This is a genomic window from Methanomassiliicoccales archaeon (assembly GCA_038850735.1).
Taxonomy (GTDB): Archaea; Thermoplasmatota; Thermoplasmata; order Methanomassiliicoccales; family JACIVX01; genus JACIVX01.
In genome coordinates, this window is sequence record JAWCLO010000008.1 from 63,191 (window position 1) to 87,024 (window position 23,834).

18 protein-coding genes are annotated in these 23,834 nt (G+C 43.5%); 9 read left to right on the forward strand and 9 right to left on the reverse strand.

The window, feature by feature from the left end:
• Window positions 1–720: 720 nt before the first annotated feature.
• The 3 genes from acsB to acsC are packed head-to-tail and all read left to right on the forward strand — an operon-like array spanning window position 721 to window position 7,099.
• Window positions 721–4,797, forward strand: a complete 4,077-nt coding sequence (acsB, locus tag QW087_06195; GenBank protein ID MEM2944309.1) for an acetyl-CoA decarbonylase/synthase complex subunit alpha/beta — start codon at window positions 721–723, stop codon at window positions 4,795–4,797.
• Between the two features lie 15 nt (window positions 4,798–4,812).
• Entirely contained in the window at window positions 4,813–5,769 is a 957-nt protein-coding gene (gene cdhD / locus QW087_06200) for a CO dehydrogenase/acetyl-CoA synthase subunit delta (GenBank protein ID MEM2944310.1), read from the forward strand.
• Window position 5,770: 1 nt separating this feature from the next.
• Window positions 5,771–7,099, forward strand: coding sequence for an acetyl-CoA decarbonylase/synthase complex subunit gamma (acsC, locus tag QW087_06205; GenBank protein MEM2944311.1), 1,329 nt, complete (start codon window positions 5,771–5,773; stop codon window positions 7,097–7,099).
• 128 nt (window positions 7,100–7,227) lie between these two features.
• On the opposite strand, the gene QW087_06210 is transcribed toward acsC, so the two are convergent.
• The 3 genes from QW087_06210 to QW087_06220 form a co-directional block, all read right to left on the reverse strand.
• Window positions 7,228–7,980, reverse strand: coding sequence for an AAA family ATPase (locus QW087_06210; protein MEM2944312.1), 753 nt, complete (start codon window positions 7,978–7,980; stop codon window positions 7,228–7,230).
• Window positions 7,959–9,008, reverse strand: a complete 1,050-nt coding sequence (locus QW087_06215; protein ID MEM2944313.1) for a hypothetical protein — start codon at window positions 9,006–9,008, stop codon at window positions 7,959–7,961. Before QW087_06215 ends, QW087_06210 begins: the two co-directional genes overlap by 22 nt.
• Before the next feature lie 292 nt (window positions 9,009–9,300).
• On the reverse strand, window positions 9,301–11,250 hold the full coding sequence (locus QW087_06220) for an ASKHA domain-containing protein (GenBank protein MEM2944314.1): 1,950 nt from the start codon (window positions 11,248–11,250) through the stop codon (window positions 9,301–9,303).
• A 529-nt stretch (window positions 11,251–11,779) separates the two neighbouring features.
• Between QW087_06220 and QW087_06225 the strand changes: the two genes are divergently transcribed.
• The 5 genes from QW087_06225 (at window position 11,780) to albA (ending at window position 15,600) form a co-directional block, all read left to right on the forward strand.
• Entirely contained in the window at window positions 11,780–13,030 is a 1,251-nt protein-coding gene (locus QW087_06225) for a Glu/Leu/Phe/Val dehydrogenase (protein MEM2944315.1), read from the forward strand.
• Between the two features lie 12 nt (window positions 13,031–13,042).
• Window positions 13,043–13,678, forward strand: a complete 636-nt coding sequence (locus QW087_06230) for a helix-turn-helix domain-containing protein (GenBank protein MEM2944316.1) — start codon at window positions 13,043–13,045, stop codon at window positions 13,676–13,678.
• Between the two features lie 140 nt (window positions 13,679–13,818).
• Window positions 13,819–13,995 carry a ferredoxin family protein gene (locus QW087_06235; protein ID MEM2944317.1) on the forward strand — a complete coding sequence of 59 codons (177 nt, stop codon included), beginning with the start codon at window positions 13,819–13,821 and terminating at the stop codon, window positions 13,993–13,995.
• A 52-nt stretch (window positions 13,996–14,047) separates the two neighbouring features.
• The gene (locus tag QW087_06240; GenBank protein ID MEM2944318.1) at window positions 14,048–15,193 is read left to right on the forward strand and encodes a DUF166 family protein; all 1,146 of its coding nucleotides are present in this window, start codon (window positions 14,048–14,050) and stop codon (window positions 15,191–15,193) included.
• 134 nt (window positions 15,194–15,327) lie between these two features.
• A complete protein-coding gene (gene albA, locus QW087_06245) occupies window positions 15,328–15,600 on the forward strand; it encodes a DNA-binding protein Alba (GenBank protein MEM2944319.1) in 273 nt (90 codons plus the stop codon).
• A 130-nt stretch (window positions 15,601–15,730) separates the two neighbouring features.
• On the opposite strand, the gene QW087_06250 is transcribed toward albA, so the two are convergent.
• Complete coding sequence (locus tag QW087_06250; protein ID MEM2944320.1) at window positions 15,731–16,468, reverse strand: DUF835 domain-containing protein; 738 nt, start codon at window positions 16,466–16,468, stop codon at window positions 15,731–15,733.
• Between the two features lie 98 nt (window positions 16,469–16,566).
• Between QW087_06250 and QW087_06255 the strand changes: the two genes are divergently transcribed.
• Window positions 16,567–18,123, forward strand: coding sequence for a hypothetical protein (locus tag QW087_06255; GenBank protein ID MEM2944321.1), 1,557 nt, complete (start codon window positions 16,567–16,569; stop codon window positions 18,121–18,123).
• A 19-nt stretch (window positions 18,124–18,142) separates the two neighbouring features.
• Here the strand turns inward: QW087_06255 and QW087_06260 are convergent, their stop codons facing one another.
• The 5 genes from QW087_06260 to QW087_06280 form a co-directional block, all read right to left on the reverse strand.
• The gene (locus tag QW087_06260; protein ID MEM2944322.1) at window positions 18,143–19,165 is read right to left on the reverse strand and encodes a class I SAM-dependent methyltransferase family protein; all 1,023 of its coding nucleotides are present in this window, start codon (window positions 19,163–19,165) and stop codon (window positions 18,143–18,145) included.
• 48 nt (window positions 19,166–19,213) lie between these two features.
• On the reverse strand, window positions 19,214–20,383 hold the full coding sequence (locus QW087_06265) for an NAD(P)/FAD-dependent oxidoreductase (GenBank protein ID MEM2944323.1): 1,170 nt from the start codon (window positions 20,381–20,383) through the stop codon (window positions 19,214–19,216).
• Between the two features lie 926 nt (window positions 20,384–21,309).
• Complete coding sequence (fsa, locus tag QW087_06270) at window positions 21,310–21,954, reverse strand: fructose-6-phosphate aldolase (GenBank protein ID MEM2944324.1); 645 nt, start codon at window positions 21,952–21,954, stop codon at window positions 21,310–21,312.
• Window positions 21,951–22,898 carry a transketolase family protein gene (locus QW087_06275; GenBank protein MEM2944325.1) on the reverse strand — a complete coding sequence of 316 codons (948 nt, stop codon included), beginning with the start codon at window positions 22,896–22,898 and terminating at the stop codon, window positions 21,951–21,953. Before QW087_06275 ends, fsa begins: the two co-directional genes overlap by 4 nt.
• Entirely contained in the window at window positions 22,895–23,731 is an 837-nt protein-coding gene (locus QW087_06280) for a transketolase (protein MEM2944326.1), read from the reverse strand. Before QW087_06280 ends, QW087_06275 begins: the two co-directional genes overlap by 4 nt.
• Window positions 23,732–23,834 lie beyond the last annotated feature (103 nt).

The window sequence follows — 23,834 nt, forward strand, 5'->3', positions numbered from 1 at the left end:
GCCGAAATGCAAATCAGGTATGAATTCCTTGGTAGCGATCGAGATTGCAAAAGCAACTGCAGCATCGTGATACCATTGAGATTTGGACATGACTTAAAGCTAATTTTTTCAGGAATACCTTGAGACGATGATCGAAGATTATATTCGTTAATCAACGATTTTCATTCTTAATGGTATAAAACTATATACCAGTAAGTATTTTCCGAGTTAAATTTGAACTAGACAAGGGGTATTGGATTTGACCAGCATCTCAGTCTCTTTGCGCGATAAGGACTACAACTTTCCAATTTCAAATCGGATGAGTTCACCACAAACTGCTGCGGAGCGCGTGCTAGAATGCGGCCTGAGATTGGTCATATTTCGACACACGTCGAGAAAGAAGCGAGAAGAGAATCCCAAAAGATGCAGTAATTCCACAGTATGAAAAACTCAAGAGTGAAGCGCATGGTTCAAATAGAAAGTAAAAAGAAATACCCGCATTTGCGCCGGACTGGTTTATTTTCTTATTTTAAATACTTCATCCTAAATATGGCATATTGTATGCGTAATTCCCGCAAACCATGGCTCATTTCTAAACGACTTTTTCAAAGAATCAATGGTGATGCGTTTCCATGTTACAAGATCAAGCATCTGACAGTTTCGATGCTTGAAGAGGGATTGAAATTCAATCCCTTAATGAAAAATCAAATAATTTACGAGGGAGGATAGGAGGGTAAAAATATGGAATCAAATGTGAGAACCTGCCCAACAAAAACGTACGACACGACTGCGCAACAGATAATATCCATCGCATCTGAAGTGAAAATTGAAACGATTTGGGATCGCTACGAAACACAGCTACCCCAGTGTGGCTTTGGAGAATTGGGTATATGCTGTCGCAACTGCTTACAAGGACCGTGTAGAATCGATCCATTTGGGGGAGAGCCGAACAAAGGGATTTGTGGAGCAAGAGATTATACCATTGTCGCGAGAAACATTATTAGAAACATTGCAGGCGGTGCTGCCGCGCATTCCGGTCACGGGAGACACATAGCGGAAACGATGCTGAAAGCGCTTGAGGGGAAGGCGCCAGCCTATAGAATAAAGGATCACGATAAGCTTAGACGTGTGGCTAGGAGACTTGGCCTTGACGCCGATACGCCTGATGTAAATGGGCTGGCGAAAAGAGTCGTAATTGAAGCGTTAGAAGATTATTCAAGATATGAGAGAAAACCACTTACGTTTACGACAACAACCATCACTAAAGCCAGGACGAAACTATTCGAAGAAAAAGGTGTCATGCCCGATAACATTGACCATGCCATTTCAGACGTAATGCATCGCACCACGCTTGGTTGCGATGCCGATCCTGTGCCGATACTCTTTGGCGGCATAAAATGTGCGATAGCTGACTACAATGGTATGCAGATATCAACAGATTTATCTGACATACTTTTTGGGACGCCGAGATTAGTTCGCACATACGCTAACCTTGGAGCATTGAAACCGGATGCTGTAAACATCGCAGTACACGGACACAACCCAGTGCTGAGTGATATTATTGTTGACATTGCAAGGGAAATGGAGAATGAGGCGAGAGCGGCCGGCGCAACTGGCATAAATATTGTCGGTATATGTTGCACGGGAAATGAAACTCTGATGAGAAAAGGAGTTGCAATGGCTTCGAATTTTGCATCGCAGGAGCTTGTGCTGGCAACAGGTGTCGTCGACCTTATGGTAGTTGACTATCAATGCGTCATGCCATCCGTGGCAGAGATTTGTTCGTGCCTGCACACCGAGATGATCACGACAATGCCTAATGTCCATATACCTTACGCAACTCATGTTCAATTCCGAGAAGAGGACGCTGAAAAGAGCGCAAAAACGATTATTCAGATGGCAATCGAAGCATTTAAGAAGAGGGATAAAACAAAAGCTCATGTTCCAGAGGTCAAATTTGAAGTGATTGCGGGATTCAGTCTCGAGCAAATTGAAGAGTTATGCGCTAAATTCTATCCTGATGATCCACTGATGTATATTGTCGAGAGTATTAGGAGTGGAATTATCAGAGGCATAGCTCTTATGGCTGGATGCAATAACCAGAAGGCTATACAAGATTACAACCATATTACAATCGCAAAGACCCTAATCAAGAACAATGTGCTTGTTCTTGCAACTGGATGCTCCGCCGGCGCTTTCGCTAAGCAGGGACTTCTCTCATCCGAGGCTACAGAGAAGTATGCTGGTGAAGGTCTGAGAAAATTCCTTAAGGAACTTGGCGAAAAGAATGGCGTGCAATTGCCCCCTATATGGCACATGGGTTCGTGTGTTGACAACACTAGATCTGCGAATTTCGCTACAGCACTAGCTGAGAGGTTTGGCGTAGATGTTCACCAGATTCCATTTGTTGCAAGTGCACCAGAAGCCAATCACGAGAAAGCTGTCTCGATAGGAACTTGGGCAGTGGCCCTTGGTCTTCCAGTACACGTCGGAACCATAAATTACATTTATGGATCCTCTCTCGTCACGGAAGTCCTAGAAAACACAGCTAGAGATGTGTACGGGGGTTACTTTATCTTTGAAAGAGATCCGTTCAAGGCCGCTAAGAAACTTCTTAATACAATCGAATATAGGCGATGGATACTTGATCTCGATCACAATTATGTTGTTGAGAGCGGGAACCCCATAAGCCAGAAGAGACTTTATGAAATGGCCATAGAGGGTGCGATTATTGCAACAGGATACGCAGACCAGCTCCTTAGCGTTGCAATCGAGAAGTATGGATACGATCAGAAAATAGAATATCCTGACACGGGATATGAGTTGCCATCTATTTACGCTTGGGATGGAAGAGAGGTCAAGAAGTTGGGTGATATCCCACCAATTCTTGGAAAAGTTCGAAGCAAGATCAGAGAGGAGCCAACATTAGAAAACGCGCTGATTGCTGGTGAGGCTACAATGATTGCAGCCGAGATCGTTGAGGCCTTGAAATATATAGACACTGATAAGCCATACGAAGGAACACTCTATTGTGGCTTCGTGCCCGACAGGACGTTAAGGGAATTGGGTATCGCATTCGTAGATGATACCATTCCTGGTTGTGCCGTGCTCGTCGGATGTGCAAAGGATTCGAAAGAGCTTGCTAAGATCGTAAGAGATTGCCAAAGTAAGGGGATGTTGATCATTGCAACTTTTGATACTATAAGACAGTTGAAAGACGAGAACATTAAGATGGGGCTCGACCGAATGCTATACCCAGTGGGAGAGTTTACCCAAGCGATACACGGACTTAATTTTGCCATAAGGGCAGCGCTTTCGTTTGGTGGAATAAAAAGAGGAGACAGGGAAAATCTTTACAAATATTTGTCAAAGAGACCAAAGGTCTTCGTTCTGCAAATGGGGCCAATTGACCACATCAAGGCAGCTGCAGAATTTGCGGTGCTATTTAATGGATCGCCAACAATCACAGATCAAGAAATAGAACAAATCCCGGACAAATATGTTGTCCAGAAAGACTACAACAAGATGATCCAGACAGCAATTGAAATTAGAGGAATTAAGGTAAAGCTTGCACCTGTGAACATTCCGGTTGCCTATGGGCCAGCCTTTGAAGGCGAAACCGTAAGACGGCCAGATACATACATCGAAGCTGGTGGCGCAGCGAAGACACTTGCCTTTGAATTGCTGAAAATGCGCAATGAAGACGAAGTTGAAGATGGCAAAATTACAGTTATTGGAAAAGATGTTGATGAGATGGAGGAAGGGGGCAAAACACCTCTTGCAATCATTGTTGAGGTCTACGGTAAGAAGATGCAAGAGGATTTCGAGGCCGTGCTCGAGAGGCGAATACATCAGTTCATTAACTTTGCTGAAGGAGCGTGGCATACGGGACAGAGAAATATCCTTTGGATCCGATTGAGCAAGAGTGCAGTTAAGGCGGGTCTAAGATTCAAACACTTTGGGGATATTCTTATTACAAAGATGAAGGAAGAATTCGGTAGCATCATAAGTCGCGTACAAGTGACGATAATCACAGATGAGCAAGAAATTAGAAAACGACTTCCAGAGGCCCTCGAAACTTATGCAAAGAGAGATGCGAGAATGGCAGGACTTACTGACGAAACCGTTGATACCTTCTACAGTTGCACGCTATGCCAATCTTTTGCACCGGATCATGTATGTGTAATTACACCTGAGCGACTTGGTCTCTGCGGTGCAATAAACTGGCTCGATGCCAAAGCAAGTAATGAAATAGCTCCGACTGGACCAAATCAGCCGATTCCCAAGGGTCAAACGATTGATTCCGTCAAAGGTTCATGGGTTGGTGTAAATAGTGCGGTATTTGAATTTAGTCATCACAAGATTGAAAGATTCAACGCGTACACGATGATGGAAGACCCGATGACCAGCTGCGGATGCTTCGAATGTATAGTTGCAATGACTGCTGATATGCAAGCAGTTATTGTGGTGAACAGAGAATACCCAGGCATGACGCCCATCGGAATGAAGTTTTCTACGTTAGCAGGGTCCGTTGGCGGAGGTAAGCAGACGCCAGGATTTATCGGAGTGGGCAGAAAATACCTAGTGAGTAAGAAGTTTATTTCTGCAGATGGGGGGTTCTTTAGAATAGCATGGATGCCAAAAGATCTGAAAGAGGCAATGAGAGACGATCTCAAGAGAAGAAGCGAAGAACTTGGAATGCCAGATTTTGTAGAAAAAATCGCTGACGAGACTGTTTGCACTGACGCTGAGGGACTGATGGAATGGATGGTTAAGGTAGATCACCCAGCATTGAAGATGCCACCATTGTTGCAATAAATAGGAGGAACGAATATGGTTGAAGTACCAATTCCAAAGGAAAAATGGACTGGAAAAATTGGAACTACTGTGATAGGGGCTGTAGCAGAAGAGGGGGGCACGAGGGCAAAGAAAGTGGTTATCGGGGGGCAATCCTGCATGCCTTTTCTCTCCTTTGAGGCGCCGATCCTTAATAGACCAGCAATTGCTGGTGAGGTTGTCGACACATTAAGAGACTACCCACCACTGGCAAGAAAAGCATTTGGCGATGTAGTCGAAGACCCAGTTCAATGGGCAAAAGCCTGGGTTGAGAAATACGGAGTTGATCTAATCTGCCTGAAACTCTATTCGACAAATCCTGAAGAAGAAAACAAGTCTCCACAGGAGGCAGCTGATCTCGTCCGAAAGATCTTAGCCGCAGTGCCTGTACCCCTCGTTGTATATGGATGTGGGCACGAAGAGAAGGATGCAAAGGTTATGGAAGCAGTTAGTAACGCTGGTTCCAAAGAAAGACTTCTGCTCGGCCATGCAGAAGAGAGTGCATACAAGTCGATAGCTGCTGCATCCATGGCGAACAACCACGCATTGATAGCGTTCTCCAATCTAGATATCAACCTTGCCAAGCAAATAAACATACTCCTTACAGACTTTGGCGTCAGGAAAGAGAACATTGTAGCAGATCCACTAATGGCTAGTTTAGGAATGGGGCTTGAATATTCATATTCCGTGAACGAGCGTATAAGGCTGGCAGCTTTGATGGGGGACAGCATGCTTCAAGTGCCGATGGTCTGCGATACTACAATCGCTTGGAAGGCAAGGGAAGCGACGGAAGAGAACGAGTCACTCGGGGATATAGAGGTGAGGGCTGCGTGGTGGGAAGCAACAACTGGTCTCGCTGCACTAATATCAGGTGCAGATATGCTTATTATGAGAAGTCCAAAGGCTGTCCAGATCATTAAGAAAGCGATCAACGAGCTATTAGGAGGTGCATAAAATGCCCACAGCAATGGAAATATTCAAACTCCTGCCAAAAAAGAATTGCGGCGAATGCAAATTCCCGACATGCCTAGCATTTGCCATGCAGCTTGCAAACCAGAAGGCGAAATTAGAAGACTGTCCGTATGTTTCCGAGCAAGCGAAGGCGACACTCGCTGCATCTGCTGCTCCACCGATTAGATTGGTAAAGGTGGGTACGGGAGCAAATGCAATCGAAATTGGAGACGAAACAGAAATGTACAGGCACGAAAAGAAGTTCTTTCACCCTACTGCCTACGCTTTCATCATTTCAGATACATCGAATGACAGTGAAGTAAAAGCTAGAGTTGAAAAGGCTCATTCTCTTAAATTTGAGAGGGTAGGCCAATTGATGAAAATGGATATGATCGGGGTACGTTGCGACTCAGGAGACCTCAAAAGGTTCACTAAGGTAGTGAGCGATGTCGCAGCACTCACAGAACTTCCGCTCGTTCTCATTTGCAACGATCCTGTCAAAATGAAAGCAGCTGCCTCTAACATTGCAGCGAAGGTGCCATTATTACATTGCGCAACGTCGTCGAATGCTACTGAAATGGCTGCCGTGGCCAAGGAGTTGAAATGTCCTTTAGTTGTCTACGAGGACAGGGGACTCAACGAGTTAGCCGATTTGGTTGCAAAGGTAAAAGCAGCTGGCGTTGAAGATATCGTACTTGATTTTGGAGCGAGGAACTTAAAAGAATTGCTTGAAAGAAGCACAATTATCAGAAAGATCTCTGTTAAGAAGATCTTTAGGGGTCTGGGTTATCCAATCTATGTGCATGCAGGTTCAGGTGAGGAGGCGGTTCTGCGAGGGCTCATATCTACGATGAAATATGGGAGCGTCGTCGCATTCGACGATATTGATCCAGCAACAGCTCTTCCGCTATATGTCCTAAGGCAGAACATTTACACAGATCCTCAGGTGCCGATTCAGGTCAAACCAGATCTTTACGCAATAAACAATCCCAATGAGAAATCTCCTCTTCTCTTCACGACAAACTTTTCCCTAACCTATTTCACTGTCTTGGCAGATATTGAGAAGAGCAAGATACCAGTGTGGCTGCAAGTCATCGATACAGAAGGGCTATCGGTGATGACTGCGTTTGCGGCTGGTAAACTAACACCTGAGATGGTTGCGAAGGCAATTGATGCATCTGGAGCAAAGGAGAAATCAAGGCGCGGTGAAATCATCATACCGGGAATGGTAGCAAGAATGAGCAGCAAACTCCAAGAACTTACTGGTCTAAAGGTCATTGTTGGTCCAAAGGAATCAAGCGGCTTGCCAAAACTTCTAAAATCTCTGGATTGAAGCTACAACTGCTTCAATCATTACTAATTTCCTTTCTTCCATTTTTACATTTCATCGGATATTTTGATTGAATTTGAATGATTTTAATTATTATCAACGATTCGAAATTAATTGTACGATCTTTTCCATCATTTCAAATCCTTGGCAATCTCCATCACGGCCCTGAACGCACGATTTGTTTTTTCGATGTGAATTAAAGGTTCTCCGTTCACAGCCATTTCTTCAATTCTTTTGTCATGAGGAACTTTTCTCACCTCAGAAAACTCGCTGGCTATTGCCATTTCTTGAATGATAGGAGGAAGTTCGTGCGGACATCTATTTATGATGAGCATGCTTGACTTCACATCAATGTTCATATTCATCGCAAGCTTTCTTATCCGGATTGCAGTTTCTATCCCTAATTTCGTCGGATCAGACACAACGATAAGCTTATCCATTTTCCTGGTCGTCCGCCGAGAGAGGTGTTCCATTCCCGCTTCATTATCAATCACTATGTAAGCATAATCATCCATCAACTCGTCGAGAAAAGTTCGCAAAACATTGTTGATGTAGCAATAACAGCCTGGTCCTTCGGATCTGCCCATAGTAATGAGATCGAACCGATCCCCTTCTACCATGGCGAGTTGTATTTGATACCTCACATATTCATGCTTGCTTGTACTAGATGAGATCTGCTCAGCATTTTTAATGAGGTCTTCCCGAAGATCACCGATGGTCTTCTCCACCCTCACACCAAGCTTGTCTCCAAGATTGGAATTTGGGTCCGCATCAACTGCTAACACCACGTCACCAGATTTCTCGGCAAGTGCTTTGATCAAAAGTGCCGCGATTGTTGATTTGCCGACTCCTCCTTTTCCAGCTATTGCTGCCGTGTAAGCCATGCATCATCTCCCAGGTAAAATCTTTCTTTAAGTCTTCGTGAAAGACTCAAGAGAATCTCTATGGCACTTTCTGCATTTTCTTCAGACATCCCACCAAGTCCGCATTGAGGTGTCAGCAAAGAATTCCTAATCAATAATTCTTGATCAACACCTTTTGATACTAATTTTCTTATCAATGAGAGCATTTTCTCTTCGAGCGATCCTATAGTCACACTGGAAATCGATTCATCGTTATTCGGCACTATTCCCCATGCAAGTACACCACCTCGATCGAGAAACCGCGAAATTTCTTCTGGAAATAGTGTTACCGTGTGCCCGAATTCATATGCATCAAAGGATAGAATGTCTATGCTAGCATTGACAACTTGAGACCAATCAGTATTGCCACAACAATGGATGCCTTTCACACAATCTATGCCATTAAAGACATCATTAATCCAATCTATAGCATCTTCCCACCTAATGCTTGCATATGGTGTGCCAAGAAGAGCTAGTGAAGGTTCGTCAAGAAATATGATGACCTCTTTGTATTTTGACCTTAGCACTCTTACTTGCCACTTTGTCATCATATTGAGATTCTTCCTAATGATCTCGCAATAGCTCTCATCATAGATAACGGGCCGATTCCTCGTATCGAATATCTGAAGACCTTCACTGATCGGGCCCGTTGTCTGCCCTTTTACAATTTTACCCAGATTCCTCGGTTCGCGGCTGATCATTTCGAAGAACCCAGTAAATCTATCATTCGAAAAACAAAAATAATCTAAATCATGACTGATCACTTTTTCGTAAAATGTAGCGGGATCATAATTATCAAGATCGACCATTATTCTTTTTCTATCTACATCAATAGAAACGCCAGGCAGATGCATTGCATATTGAACATACATATTTTCCAAGAATCCTTTTTTTGGAAGCTGTGGCCAGAATGGGATAAGCTCTTTCTTACTTAGAACAAGATCGAGGGCCTTAACTTGATCCTGATGCGGCAATGAACCTATACATGTTGCCGAAAAATTCCAAGTCACATTCATAGAAATTTAGACTTTATATAATAAGTCTTTCATGAAACTGATTTCAATCCGCTCCAGAAATATTCGTTAGGTGTCGTGTAAATTCGACAGTTGTCTAGCACTAATTATATATAATGACGAATAGACTAATTTGCCTGGTTGTTATGGTTAGATGTCCTTTCTGCGGCGCGAAAATCGAAATCATAAGCGATCAGATTATATGTGAATGCGGTGAGCAGCTCCCGCGAGACATCCATAAGTTCGAAAGAGAACGATGCTTATGTGGTAAAACCATAGGCTTTCCCGATTAGACTTTCCTAAGTAGCTCGGCAACCCTTGGGAATTTACCAATATCTGTGTGGGGAAGGAAGATTGCAGAAGAAAACTCGTCGAAAAATGCCTGGATTGTGCTCAACTCCAGATATGTCATCATTTCGTAGACCGCCTTTGCCTCCTTTCTCTTTTCTTCAGAAATAAGTGTTAAATGCGCCCCTGCAAGAGCGCCATTACCCAAGAAAACGAAACGCTCTGCTTGAAGATCTGGCAGCAATCCAATCGTAATTGCTCTTTCCATATCTATGAAGTTGCCAAATCCGCCAGCTATGTATATCTTTGATACATCATTAAAATCCATATTGGCTTTTTTTAGTAGCACGCTACATGCTGCGTAAATGGCTGCCTTCGTTCTAATTATATTTGCTATATCGTCATCACTGATAACTATATCCCGGCCCTTTTCCTCTTCCACTATCAATTTGCGTTCTTCGTCAAACCTTCTTATTTTGTCTCTACCTATTGAAGTCTCTTCCTTCCACGCGACCACAAATTCCATACCGCTTTCGCTCATTCTTACACGGGGAGTACTTACTTGCTGAATACGCCCCTTTTTATCTATGATTCCTCTCAAAAACATTTCTGCGACGAGGTCGATAAGACCAGAACCGCAGATGCCTCTTGGCTTCACACCACCTATGGTTGAGTACTTTACCTCATAATCATTGAGAATTCGGATTCTCTCAATTGCACCAGTCATAGCTCTCATGCCAAATCTGACTTCTCCGCCTTCGAATGCCGGTCCAGCCGAGCAGGAACACGCCATCAACCACTCGTTATTTCCTAGTACAACTTCTCCATTTGTTCCAACATCAATCAACAATGCGATTTCTGACTTTAGATGCATCCCCGAGGCTAGGACATCAGCAATGATATCTCCGCCGACATAGCTCGCCCTTCCTGGGACGCAGTACACCGGAGCGTCTTCATTTATGTTTATTCCAAGGTCACTGGCACGATATACAGGAGGAGCGTTGACGGTTGGAATATATGGGTCATAGCGAATATATTTCGGATTTAATCCAAGAAAAAGGTGAATCATTGTCGTATTGCCGGCTACGGACATACAAGAAATCTCATCGACACAAATCGATTCGCCGATTTTTCCGCAATTCTCGGGGTTCCCACACAATTCTGAAATAAGGTAATTTATCGTTTCGAGGACGAGATTATTTAGCCTCTCTAATCCACCCTCTTCTGCATATGATATTCGGGATAATACATCCTCTCCGCACATAATCTGCTTGTTGTAGCTTGACGCTTGGCGAATGATTTCGCCATTGAAGAGATCTATAATACTTGCAACGACGGTCGTTGTTCCTATATCTACAGCCACTCCAAAATTTCTATGAGTTTTATCTCCTTCTCTAACATCTATGAGAACTTTCGAATCTTTACTTTCATCCAGCACAGCAGTTATTCTCCAATCACTATCCCTTAATACCCTAGCCAAAATCCTTAGCACCCGAAGCGTTGCCTTGAGAGACTTATCGGAAGACAAAAGATGACGAGCAATTCGTTCCAGATCACCGATATTGTCGTCCAGACTTGGCGGCTTCAACTTAAGGTATCTAGTCGAGGTCAATGGGGAGAGTCTGCCCAGCTTCTCAATGGTATATGACATAAGTATTTGATGTTGTGCAATCTTAATTTCCTCCGGGACAAACACTTCAAGATTCCCTTGAACACGAGTCTGGCAAGCGAGACGATATCCTGCTAGCCATTCATCATCCGAAAAAAATTCTTTTCCTTTTTCCATCTCATGGAGACCTTGCACTATCACCTTGCATTTTCCACAGGTTCCTTTTCCGCCACATATGCTATTGAGTATTACGCCTCCTCGAAAGGCTCCTTCTAGTATTTTTTCGCCTTCGTTAACTTCCACCGTAATGTCCTGCGGAAGAAACCTTATCTTGTGTGACATGGCATCAAGTAAATCAGATATGGGTTATTTAACAGTCTTCCATCGAATGAATCAATCAATTCCGAATCTGGTGGTCATCAAGAACTTGAGCCCTTTAGCATGCGACGATTTCTGATTTGCCGCCTTGATTTTGATCTAGAACAACCTGGACGCATTGAAAATTCCTCCTAGTCAGCCAAAAAATGCAATCCATCATTCCAAAGAGGCCAGAGAATTGCGACCAAGGCGCCTTTATTCATTGTGAAGCAGTGCAGTATTCTGGCCATCTGATTGATTCCGACAATAAGAACTGTTATGCCCGAGCGTGATCTGCTCTTTGGTAGAATTGACGTCAGGGGAAAAAATTGGTGAAAGGGTGTTCCCTTCGATGCTAAAGAGACTTTTCATCGTCTCGAAGCGATTGTCGATCAGAGACTACTCATTAATTATCGCTAACCGCATCATATTTAACCCATAGAATCGATATCTTCCAATCCGTAAACAGCAATATACCAACATCTACTAATGAATTTTAAAGCAGGTGGATAAAATGGAGGTGACGAACCCTTATCAAATGGCTACTGAACAAATAGAAAATGTCGGAAGGCTTCTGCGATTGGAAGAAGGTATGATAGAATTCCTGAAGAAGCCACAGCGGGAATTAACTGTTCGTTTTCCTGTGAAGATGGATAACGGCGAAATCAAAATATTTACTGGATTCCGCGTCCAGCACAATTTTGCCAGAGGGCCCTGCAAAGGCGGAATAAGATATCATCCAAATGTTACACTAGACGAGGTTCGAGCGCTTTCCATTTGGATGACATGGAAATGCGCTGTAATGGGATTACCATACGGGGGCGCTAAAGGGGGCGTAATATGCAACCCAAAGGAATTAAACAAAAGCGAGCTTGAAAGGTTGACGAGACGTTTTACGACAGAAATATCCTCTTTCATCGGCCCCGAAAGAGATATTCCAGCTCCTGATGTGTATACAGACTCCCAAACAATGGCGTGGATTATGGACACATTCAGTATGATTAAAGGATATACAATTCCAGGTGTTGTAACAGGCAAACCCTTGGAAATTGGTGGATCAAAAGGACGAGATGAGGCAACTTCTAGAGGTTTAATGTATATAATTCAGGAAGCAGCGAAAATGAGAGGAATGGAGCTAAAGGGAGCTACAGTCGCTATCCAGGGGTATGGAAACGTGGGATGGCACGCTGCGAGGCTACTTCATCAGGAAGCAGGGTGCAAAATTATCGCTATATCTGATTCAAAGGGTGGAATACTGAATTATGATGGTCTCGACCCAGTAGCTGCCTACGAGCACAAACAACGCTCAGGCTCAGTAATTGATATGGACGGCACTGAAAGTATTTCTCAAGAGGAATTAATGACATTGGACTGCGATGTGCTTGTTCCTGCTGCGCTGGAGGGGGTAATAACACGATACAACGCATCTAAAATCAGGGCGGGGATTATCGCTGAGGGGGCAAATGGTCCAACTACCCCTGACGCCGATAAAATTCTCTATGAAAATGGAATTTTAGTCATACCAGATATACTCGCAAATGCGGGAGGCGTAACAGTAAGTTATTTCGAATGGGTCCAGAACCTTCATTTCTATTCATGGTCTCTAGATGAAATAAGAACTAAACTGCACCGCATGATGACCGAAGCCTTCGCAAGTGTGCATGGAATTGCTAAGAGCCAAAAAGTCGATATGAGAACTGCAGCATATGTACTGGCAATGAAGCGCGTTGCAAGGGCTATGGAACTGAGAGGTCTTTATCCATAGGGTGGCCTTCAGATGATGGAAGCAGTAATTTCTCTGAATATGCCTGATAAATGGATAAAAGAGGCGGTCACTCATTATCCATCTATCATCAAGATCATAGGATCAAAGCCTGCTCAGGGAGATACAGTAAGAGATCTTGTAGAAATCGAAGTTGAAAAAGAAGAAGATCTTCCTGGAATAATCGAATCTATTAAGTCGAATCCCAACATTTTCAATGTTGATATCACACCAATTGAAAAAGGAAAAGTCTTGGTAATTTTTTCAACGACGGATTGTGTGGTCTGCAGATTGCTTGCATATTCTGACTCCTTTCTCATCTCATCAACTTCCACAAAAGATGGACGGCTTAGATGGACGCTATTAGTTACTGAAAAGGAATCACTGCGGAAGCTTATGAAAAATCTTGAAATTGCTGGAGCAGAGCCAAAGCTCATAAAGGTCACAGAGGTAAGTGACAAGAGTGCTCTGACTGCTAGACAGGAACAAATAACGAGGATAGCTTTTGAAAAAGGGTATTTTGACTTTCCTAGAAAGGTTAGTCTGAAGGAACTAGCACGAAACCTTGGCGTATCGACCTCAACGCTTTCAGAGATCTTGCGTAAAGGCCAGAAACACATATTATCGAAATATTTCATGGGACAAACTTGAGGAAGTTCCTTGTTTCCTTGCAAATTAGGGAAAACACATAATTGATAGACTTTCTATCTTGATACCCAACTAAATAAAATTGAGTAGAGGACAAATTTAAATTGACCTATTTTATCTCGAACGAGAGGAGGTTCTTGACAATGCCACCAAAAGTTGATGAAGATCTGTGTACTGGCTGTGGAAGATGCGAGGAAGTTTGCCCATCAGGTGTTTTCAAAATCGTGGGCAGTATATCAAAAGTTGAAAATCCGGATGAATGCACTGAATGCGGCTCATGTGTTGATGAATGTCCAGTTGAGGCGATAAAACTTGAATAAAGCTCCTTTAAGAAATTGATCGACAAAGTGAAAAAAAATAGATCTGATTTTCATGGTCATTAAGAGATTACAACTGGCTACAAAGCTCGATGGCGAGAACATAGTTAGAGGTCTTGGGATCCTTGCAAAGGAACACGGCCTTGAGCTTGATTATCTCCCTGTGACGGTTGCGTACGCTAACATCGAGTCGTCTCACAAGAAAATCTACCAGAACATTCGTATTGTTCTAGCTCAAGGAATTGTGGCAATTCGCGGACCACGCAACTCAGGAGAAATTATTTCTGATGAGGTTTACGACACCATAGATATTGACATTCCAGAATCACTCATAGAGACTTTTTCTGCACTCGTCGAAGATCTCGGCGAAAAAATCGCATGGTATAGACACAGGGAGCCCCAGTTACCAGCAGAACCCCTATGCAAAGAGGAAGAAAGTTATACTGCCCCACCTCCTAAAAACTATGCAGATGGATTTAGAATTCTAATAGTATTACAAGGTGAATATGGAGAAAGGATTGCAAAGAATTTGCAGAAAAAGGCTCCCCCCTACTGGAATATACAGATTGTGCGGCTGAAAAAGGATTTGCCATTGATCATTGATGATGCAAAAGAATACCTTCCTGAAAGTCTGCCAGAGGTAGATCTTGTTCTGTTCCTATCTGAGACAGTAAGTGCTCCGCAACTCATACCAGAAGTTGTTCGTCGCTCAAAAACCCGAGGAATCATTGCCCCCATTGATAACAGTGAATGGATGTCATTTGGACAAGTGAGCCAGATTAGCAGGATTCTCAGCGAGTGGGGGGTCGAATTCGCATTTCCTCGTCCCTTTTGCTCGCTCGAAAGTAGCAATAAGCCAACGATTGATGAATTTTCTCGATGGTTCGGTAAGCCAATAATAGAGATTGAGACACATGATAACAAGACTGTGAACAGTATTAGAATTATCAGAGGGGTACCTTGCGGCAATACAGAATATGTCGCCGAAAACGTCAAGGGAGTGAGACTTGATGAACTTATAGAAAAAGCAGCACTAACGCACCATCATTACCCTTGTTTAGCCTCGATGAAAGTTGAGCCTGATCTCGGCGATACCCTCATGCATGCCTCAGGATTTATTACTAAGGATGTCTTTGACAAAGAAGTAAGAAAATTCCTTAAGAAAAAAATCACCTATCTTGACCCCTCACAGTTCCATTGACTATTTGTGGATTTCGATTTATTACAGCAACACTCGAAACTATGCATCAAAGATGTTTAAGAAAGTTCGCCAGAAAGAAATAAATATCGTTTTGCTTATTGTTCAAAGCATACCACTGCAAGGGAGGTTTAGCATTGGCAGACGAGAATACGGTATACATTGGAAAAAAACCCACAATGAACTATGTACTGGCTGTTGTGACGCAATTCAACAGCGGCTCGACCGACGTCATTATTAAGGCAAGGGGAAGGGCAATCAGCCGTGCGGTCGATGTCGCTGAGATCGTCAGGAACAGATTCATACATGATGCTGTGGTTAAGGATATTAAAATACAGACCGAGACCATTCCTGCGGAAGGTGGCGGTAGCGCCAATGTTTCATCCATCGAGATCTACATGAGCAAGTAGGCTCTCGATGAAAGCATTCAACGAAAAAGCCACTCAGATAAAACCTTCCACAGCTTTTTTTATTTTTGTGAGCAAATGAAACGAAGCTAGCGAATAAAGAGTTTATCCCATTCTTAAATTACTTACTCATTTACTTACTCATCTCAAGTTCGAGTAGATTGAGATCTTTTTGCTCGAATGTTCCGGGATCCAAGGGAAGCAATAGTATAGAGCTCGAAAGTGTTATTTGATCCTTCAAATTTTGAAGAAATTTCAGAACATTTTTGAAGTCATTTTGAGTGATGAGATATTCAACGCCCTCGAGCAAGATTATTTTGTTCGTTTTATGCGCCTCAGATATCTTTGATGAGATAAAGTTTTTCAAAATAGTAAGCAGTCTTGGGAGATCTGTTGGAGAAACATATGTCCGTCCTTGGCTTTCTTCCCCATTTGAAGAGGGTATTTCTTCCTTGGTAAGCCACACCATCGGTACGTCAAGATTGTACTTCTTGCGAATCGTGTTGGGATGAGATCGCGTGATGCATATGCCCTCATATCCCCTCGAAATGAAGGATCTGAAATAGACGAATGCCTTTCCAAATTCCTTTCCTTTAAGAATCTGCACTGATCCAGCTTCAACGGTAGGAATTTGAATTTCTGTTTCATCCTTGGCTGCCGCTTCATCGAGCAAACCAAGCTCAGATTCGATCTTATTTCTTTTCTTGACGATCTTCTCATTGATCAACTTGTGATATGATCTGACTAGTAACTGGATTTCAGGTACACTGTGCCCCCTAGATGTCAGGGAGGCTAAATCTTTCCAAGCTTCATTTAATCCTTCCTCATAACCTTTGAGATAACTTCTTGCGCACGCCTTTTCTTCAGACACTGCATCCCTCACACAAAAAGGAATCTCTTTACCGTTAAATGTTTTTTGTCGATCCCACGCAAACGCTTATCATGGGCAATAGTGTTGTGCAATTGCCTATGAAACGAAACTTACGAATGCGTGGTATAAAGATAACTCCAAGAAACTTGGAGAAAGATCTCATTGACAAAGCAAGAAAATTGGCAGAAGATCCTATAATTCTCCTTCCAAAATGCCTATCAAAATGCAAGAGATGCCCATTTGAAAAATTGCTTGCCAGAATGCGAAGAATCTCAGAGTTGGGAGAAGACACAGATCGCATCTTGTCGTTTGCCAATTGGGGAGACCAGCTCACAAGAAGCTATGCTGCTATGATATCACTTAAGGGTGCGAGGAAAATTCCCTATCTCGCTTTTGTTGACTTACCAGTCGGCAAGATATCGTATGCAGTCCGAGGCAAGGTTGACAAGGAGAAACTCATTGGTGTGCAGTATTTTGATGTTCCAGAACTCAGAGTGCTTGCCTTTTGGGATATAGCTATCAAGGAAAATCTGAATCTTTACTCATCAGAATCTGGATTCTTTTGCTCTGGTGAAGTGCCGAAGGCTCCAAGCGAATATGTTTCCGATGTCCTCAATTCTTCGGTATATGAACTCGACCAGCATGGATGCTGTTCTCACTCCATAGATGCAAAATCAAAACTCAATATCCAGTGGAAATCAGCAAATTTGAGTATAACTGTCTGCGCATCTTGCCTCACAGATGGGAATCTTCTACACCATCTTATGAGCGGAATCGTGGCAAGAGAACCATTAAGCGATTTTGAAGTTCGAATAGACCATCAATTCCAATGCATGAGTTCTTGCGCTGAATGCAGTATTAAGGAGGTTTCTGCTATCGATGCCACGATGGTTCAGAAGTATAAAGAAGGTGAAGTGGGAGATGCTGGCTTCTTGAAGTCGTATCGGGAAAACTTGAACAAGAGATTTTCAGGTCGAGCTAGTTGCACTCTCATAATTGGTGAAAGGTGCTTTGGTTCTAATATCAAAGCGTTCTTGTCTAATTTAAGGGGAAGTGACGCAGAAAAAGAGGCTCTTGAAGGTTTTTTAACAAAGGAAAAAGTCTCCATTGTAAGCTCAAGTGATCAGGCAGGGAAGATCATCGGCGACCTATGGGATCACCATGCTAGATCTCTTCTTGAGCAAGTTGCGTCTGCAACTATCGTGGATTCTCTTTTTGGCAAAGAAACTGAGCTGACTCCATCTCAGCTTATTAATGAGGCAAAAAGACTTGAAACGATGAATAAGATTTATTCGCTGCTGCCTACCTATGAAACGCTGGGAGAAGTTGGTCGTCTCGCTGATAGACTGGCGAGGATCCTTAAGACTCAAGATAAAGAATCTATGCTAAAAATCATTGAAAAAGAGAGGTTTACCGATCACAGAACTCGTGCCGTAACTTATGCGTTCTTGGTGATTTCTGGGATATCTGATAAGAAGTCTTGGCAATACACTGAAGAAGAGAGAAGCTTCGGGCTCTATCTTTCTTCGTTCGCTGAGGATTTAATTAAGTATTATGGTGAGGAGTACCATGAATCACTTCTTCGATTCATCGCAGCAACTGGTTCAATTGAAAAGGTTGCGCGGGTAGTCAAGCCAATACGACAGTCTGCTTGAATCGTGATCGAAGAATCATTCAGTGAGCCACTCTCAGATCTGCAACAAAATGAATTGTTGACGGGCCGTAAGACTTCACCACTCTCATGCCAAGAAGTTCATATCGATGTCCCCGGAAAGATTCATCAAGGACTCTCAGTGGTTCATGAGGATAATGATTAATCGGAGAGACATCGTGATAGTGTATGATTCCACCAGGCTTTATAAGACTTATCGCTTTGGGAAGGAAATTCCTTGTAGTGCCTATATAACCCATAATGATTCTATCTGCTATCTGATCGCCAGGAAAATCGCGGTTGTCTCCGAGATACGTATTGATGATGGACTCGACGCGGTTGAGCCGTACATTTTCTATTAGGTAATGGTAGGCTGTTGGATTTATTTCGCAAGCAATAATCTTTCTCGGCTTAGCATGAACTGCAATAGGCAATGCAAAATACCCAATCCCCGCAAACATATCGACGATAGTCTCGCCCTTGCATTGGAGCTCTCCCATGCGCTTCCGCTCATTTATATTACCAGAAGAAAACATGATCTTTGATACGTCGAATTTATACTTTACACCGTTTTCGGTATGAACTGTTTCCGTTTCATTACCGTATATTATCTTGACACAAGGTTCTCGATAAGGACCCGTTATGATTCCAGCTTCCCTGCAAACAGTCTTTGCACGAAGTACCTTCGCATACGCTCTGGCAATTTCGCTTTCATAGTCGTCAAGCTCTGAAGGAAATTTCAAGATAACCACATCGCCGAATTTCTCCCACTTTCTGGGAAGCAACGATTTTATTTCATTCGGAATATTTATGATATCGACTATGCGCTCAAAGGGCATTTTATAATACGTCCGCGGGAAGCTCTCTCCCTCAATGAGGTTCAAATCGAGATCTTTCAGGACGCTCACATTGACATCTTCCTTTAGTGGAATGAGCAAATAATTGCCTTTTTCAATGATGGCTAAATCTTTTCTAACCGCATTGCACGCAAAGAGCACGCGTCTTATTGATTCTCCCTTAACTTTTTCGACCTTTGCCAGGAACATTTTCAAAATTGCAGAATTAACCGTATATTTGATTTTTCCGACGATGCACTAACCACGTAAGAATGATGCCAGCAATTTTGGCGAGAATTTCAAGAGCGCTGGCGCCACTCTCAAAACAGATGCCGCAATCAAACTTGGGAAATCGATATCACCTGTCGATAACACCTCAACAACTTCCTCTCTTTTGAGGATGGATGCAATTTCATCGAGATCCTTGTCATTAAGTTGCAAGAAGATTTTGCGCAACCGATATCCTCGCTCGAGCTCTCTCCCAATCTTCTTTTTCCATTCTCTTTGATAACTTGCCAGCGTGCGGGCCGAGCAGTCCCCGATTTCAAGACTCCGAATGGCAATCCGTGCCGCACAGTCAGCTGCAGTACACCCCGTGTACAATCCGCCACCGCTCAGAGGTTTTGCCTGGCCAGCAGCATCTCCAACAATCATCAATCCATCTGAATACGTGCACTCGAGAACACCGATGGGAATTACCCCTGAGTATGATCTCAGCCATTCACATTTTTCCATGCCTAGTCTGGAAATCAATCGCCTCAGGTACGTTGACGGCGTGCCAGTATTGGGGCTCATGCAAAGCCCAATTCTCGTGAAAGATCCACATGGAATCGACCATGCGAAGAAGCCTGGAGCAGTTTTATTGCCGAAATAAACATGAACAGCGTCCTGATCATCCATTTCGTAATCCAGATCGACCTGGAATCCCCTCACAAATTGGGGACTTTTTCCGAGGCCACTGTACTCAGCAACTTTAGACTTGTAGCCGTCTGCACCGATCAATAGATTTGTTGTTATTTCGCTTTGCTCGCCTTCCTCATCGAGCATTACTTTAATTTTATTTTTTTCTCTGTCGAAACCTAAAAACTTGGTTCCCAACATTAATGTAGAGCCAACTGAGGTCGCCCTATCACAACAAATCTTATCAAAATTCTTCCTGTCCACAACAAGCGCTTTGATTCCTTTTGCCCACAATTCAATAACCTGACCTCCGGGGAAATGGAAATATGCTCCAGAGAGTTCGTTTAGAACTGATTCTTGCGTACCTGTCATTTCAATAACTCTTGGGGTGACAAGACCAGCGCACTGGATAGGATCTCCAATTTCTCTGTGCTCCTCAATAATAACCGTGCGTAATGACTTTGCTGTATGAGATGCAAGATGGCATCCAACTGGGCCACCACCAACGATAACAATATCGAATTCCATCAAACCCCACATTCATCGGTTAGTATTTCTTCCTTATTCCAGCAAAATCTCAAAAGAACGCTTCGATAAATAAGACTCGAGTAGCTACCTTTCTCATGAATCGATCTTCATAAATGGATTTTTTGTTTCGAGTATATCGTATTCCTTGAGAACTTCTTCGTTTCGAGTTCTATCAATTTTGCAGCCTCATCATACAATCAAATCGATACTAATTGCATTCATTGGTTTCATGAAAGGCACTAACGCGATGATTTTGGATGACATACCGTCGCTTGATGTTTCCGAGTACGATAGATAACAGTGTTTTTCTATATCCGTTTGAATTCCACATTTGTAAGTACTTCGAATATTTTGCTGCCCTTTTATAATAATTACCCGTTGAAGCGGCACAAAATGGTAAACACCGGTCTGCTTTGTTCCTCTTGGCCATATCCAATTCGCTGCAAATATTTTGAGATGGAACGTTATGCTTTCCTTCAGTTACCGTAATCTCGCGCACGAATCGTTTCAGACCTTCGAGATTCTTTACGATTCAGTCTATGTGATTTTTGGAAATCGCCACAATATAGCAGTCTCCCGCACCGTTCAGCTCGCCATTGGGAATCCTTGGAGCTAGCTATTTCGACTCCCTAATTTCTTGCAGAGTTTTTGGTGTTTTTTGCCTGAAGTCTCAAACGTAATTCTGCATGGTAATAGAGAATGAAAAATAGAAGTTATGAACGATATCCTTTCAACCAATTACTATTGCGAAATATCCACATTCAAATTCGCCACGATAATTCAATTTTCATCTTCTATAGAAGACCTGTGTGGCCTTATAGGCTAGGATCAAGAATGATAGCACGCCGACACATGATTAACAACACCTTATTGACGATATAGCTCTTGCTGAGATGTGGCCAGAAGATGTTTCGCAACATTTCTCATCAACGTCGGACCTTTTCCCAATCCTTCAAAAATCGCTCGATGCCCACATCAGTTAGGGGATGTTTCAGCATTTTCTTCAAAACATCATAAGGTACGGTGGCAATGTGAGCGCCCAGCATTGCCGCTTCGATCACATGGTTTGGCTGTCTTACACTTGCAACGATCACCTCAGTCTCAAAGTTGTAATTGTAGATAACATCAAGAATCTGCGCAACGATTTCCATTCCATCATGACCCACATCGTCCAGCCTGCCAACAAACGGCGAGATGTATCTAGCTCCAGCCTTAGCAGCAAGAAGTGCCTGAGCGGCGGAAAAGACAAGCGTCGTATTGACCTTGATGCCCTCACGAGAAAGCTCCTTCGTTGCTTTTAGGCCTTCTTCAATTATGGGTATTTTAATAACAATATTCTCATGTATTGAAGCAAGTGCGTGTGCCTCTTTCACAATCTCTGCACAATTCATACTGACAGCTTCTACACTCACAGGACCATCGACTATCTCGCAGATTTCACGAATGAGTGTATTGAAATCCCTCCCCTCCTTCGCCACAAGAGTCGGATTGGTTGTTACACCGTCAAGAATCCCCCAGCTCGCAACTTCTTTGATTTGATCGATATTTGCACTATCAATAAAGATCTTCATTTTCTCTTCCTCCCAACCACATCAATTGCGGCTTTGATTATTTCACTACTTGTGAGACCGTACTTTACCATTAACTCTTCGCTTTCGCCAGACTCTCCAAAAGTGTCGGGAATTCCCACCCTTCTCATTGGTACTGGATAATTCTCACACAGGCACGTTGCCACCGCACTCCCTAGTCCCGAAAGGACGTTGTGTTCCTCTGCCGTTACAATAGCGCCAGTCTTGCGTGCCCACTTGAGAACAGTCTCCTCGTCGAGTGGTTTGATGGTGCTCATGTTAATTACAGAGGCAGAAATACCACTCCTAATAAGCTCTTCTCTAGCATCGAGAGCAGCGGCCACCATTTGACCGGTTGCAATGATCGCGAGATCCTCGCCGGCCGCCATTTCGTTGGCCTTTCCGATGGCAAATGGAGTTGCGGGATCCGTTACAACTGGAAAATCAACTCGGCCGAGGCGGACGTAACAAGGTCCCGGCCAATCAACAACTGCATGGATGGCCTTGTACGTTTCTGGAGCATCAGCAGGGACGACGACTGTCATATTAGGCATAGTGCGCATCAGCGCAATATCCTCAGCCGTCTGATGGGAGGCTCCGTCCCCACCCACCGTTATTCCCGCATGCGTTGCGACAATCTTCACATTGAGTTTTGGATAAGCGATTGATTGTCTTATTTGATCCCAGCAACGACCTGTTGCAAAGACGGCAAATGAAGAAGCGAAAACAATCATCCCGCTAGCTGCAAGACCCGCTGCAGTGCCCATCATGTTTTGCTCAGCGATTCCACAATTGAAGAAACGTTCTGGAAATCTGGTCGCAAATTCAACCGTTCGTGTAGAAGAGGACAGATCAGCATCAAGCACCACAACATCACTTCTACGCCCTCCAATCTCAACGAGCGCCTTACCATATTCCTTTCGCTGGCTCGCAAATGGCCTCTTCATATCTCTTCCCCTAGTTCTCTCAACCCGCGCTTCAGCTCCTCTGCATTTGGCGCTTTGCCATGGAACGCAATAGAATTCTCCATAAATGAAACGCCTTTGCCCTTTATTGTATGAGCGATAATGACCGTTGGCGTTTTCTTAATCGTTTTTGCCTCTTCGGATGCGCTTAAAATTTGCCTCATATTGTGGCCATTAATTTCTATTACATGCCACCCAAAAGCCTTCCACTTCTCTGAAAGAGGCTCAATTGACATGACTCGCTCAGTGGATCCGTCGATCTGCAATCCATTTCTGTCGATGAAAACCGTTATGTTATCAATCTTATAGTGAGATGCAAGCATAGCAGCTTCCCATATTTGACCACTTTCAATTTCCCCATCACCACACAGACAGTAGACACGATAGGACTTATTTTTCAACCTCGCAGCGAGAGCCATTCCGTTTGCAACACTAAGTCCCTGCCCGAGGGAACCCGTTGACATTTCTACGCCAGGCGTCTTACCCCTGGATGGATGCCCTTGTAACCGGCTACCAAGTTTCCTTAGTGTAAGAAGCTCGCTAGTTGGAAAATAACCACTTTCCGCGAGAGCCGCATAATATGCAGGGGCAGCGTGTCCTTTGGAAAGGACGAAACGATCTCGATCCTCCCACTCAGGCTCATGTGGACGGTGATTGAGTATTTTAAAGTACAGAGCTGAGAGGATATCTGCACTTGACAACGATCCACCAGGATGTCCGGATCCAGCTGCATAAGTCATGCGGAGAACATGTCTTCGAATTGCATTTGCCTTCTGTTCAAGGAAAGCAACTTCCTCGTCACTCAAACCTCTCAAACTCGAGCACCTCAGGGAAGGGGATGGAGAATAGCAGGATTCCGATTAAAAAGCTTTTGCGCTTCTTACTTCACTAATGAACTTCTAGCATCGAGGTTCAAAA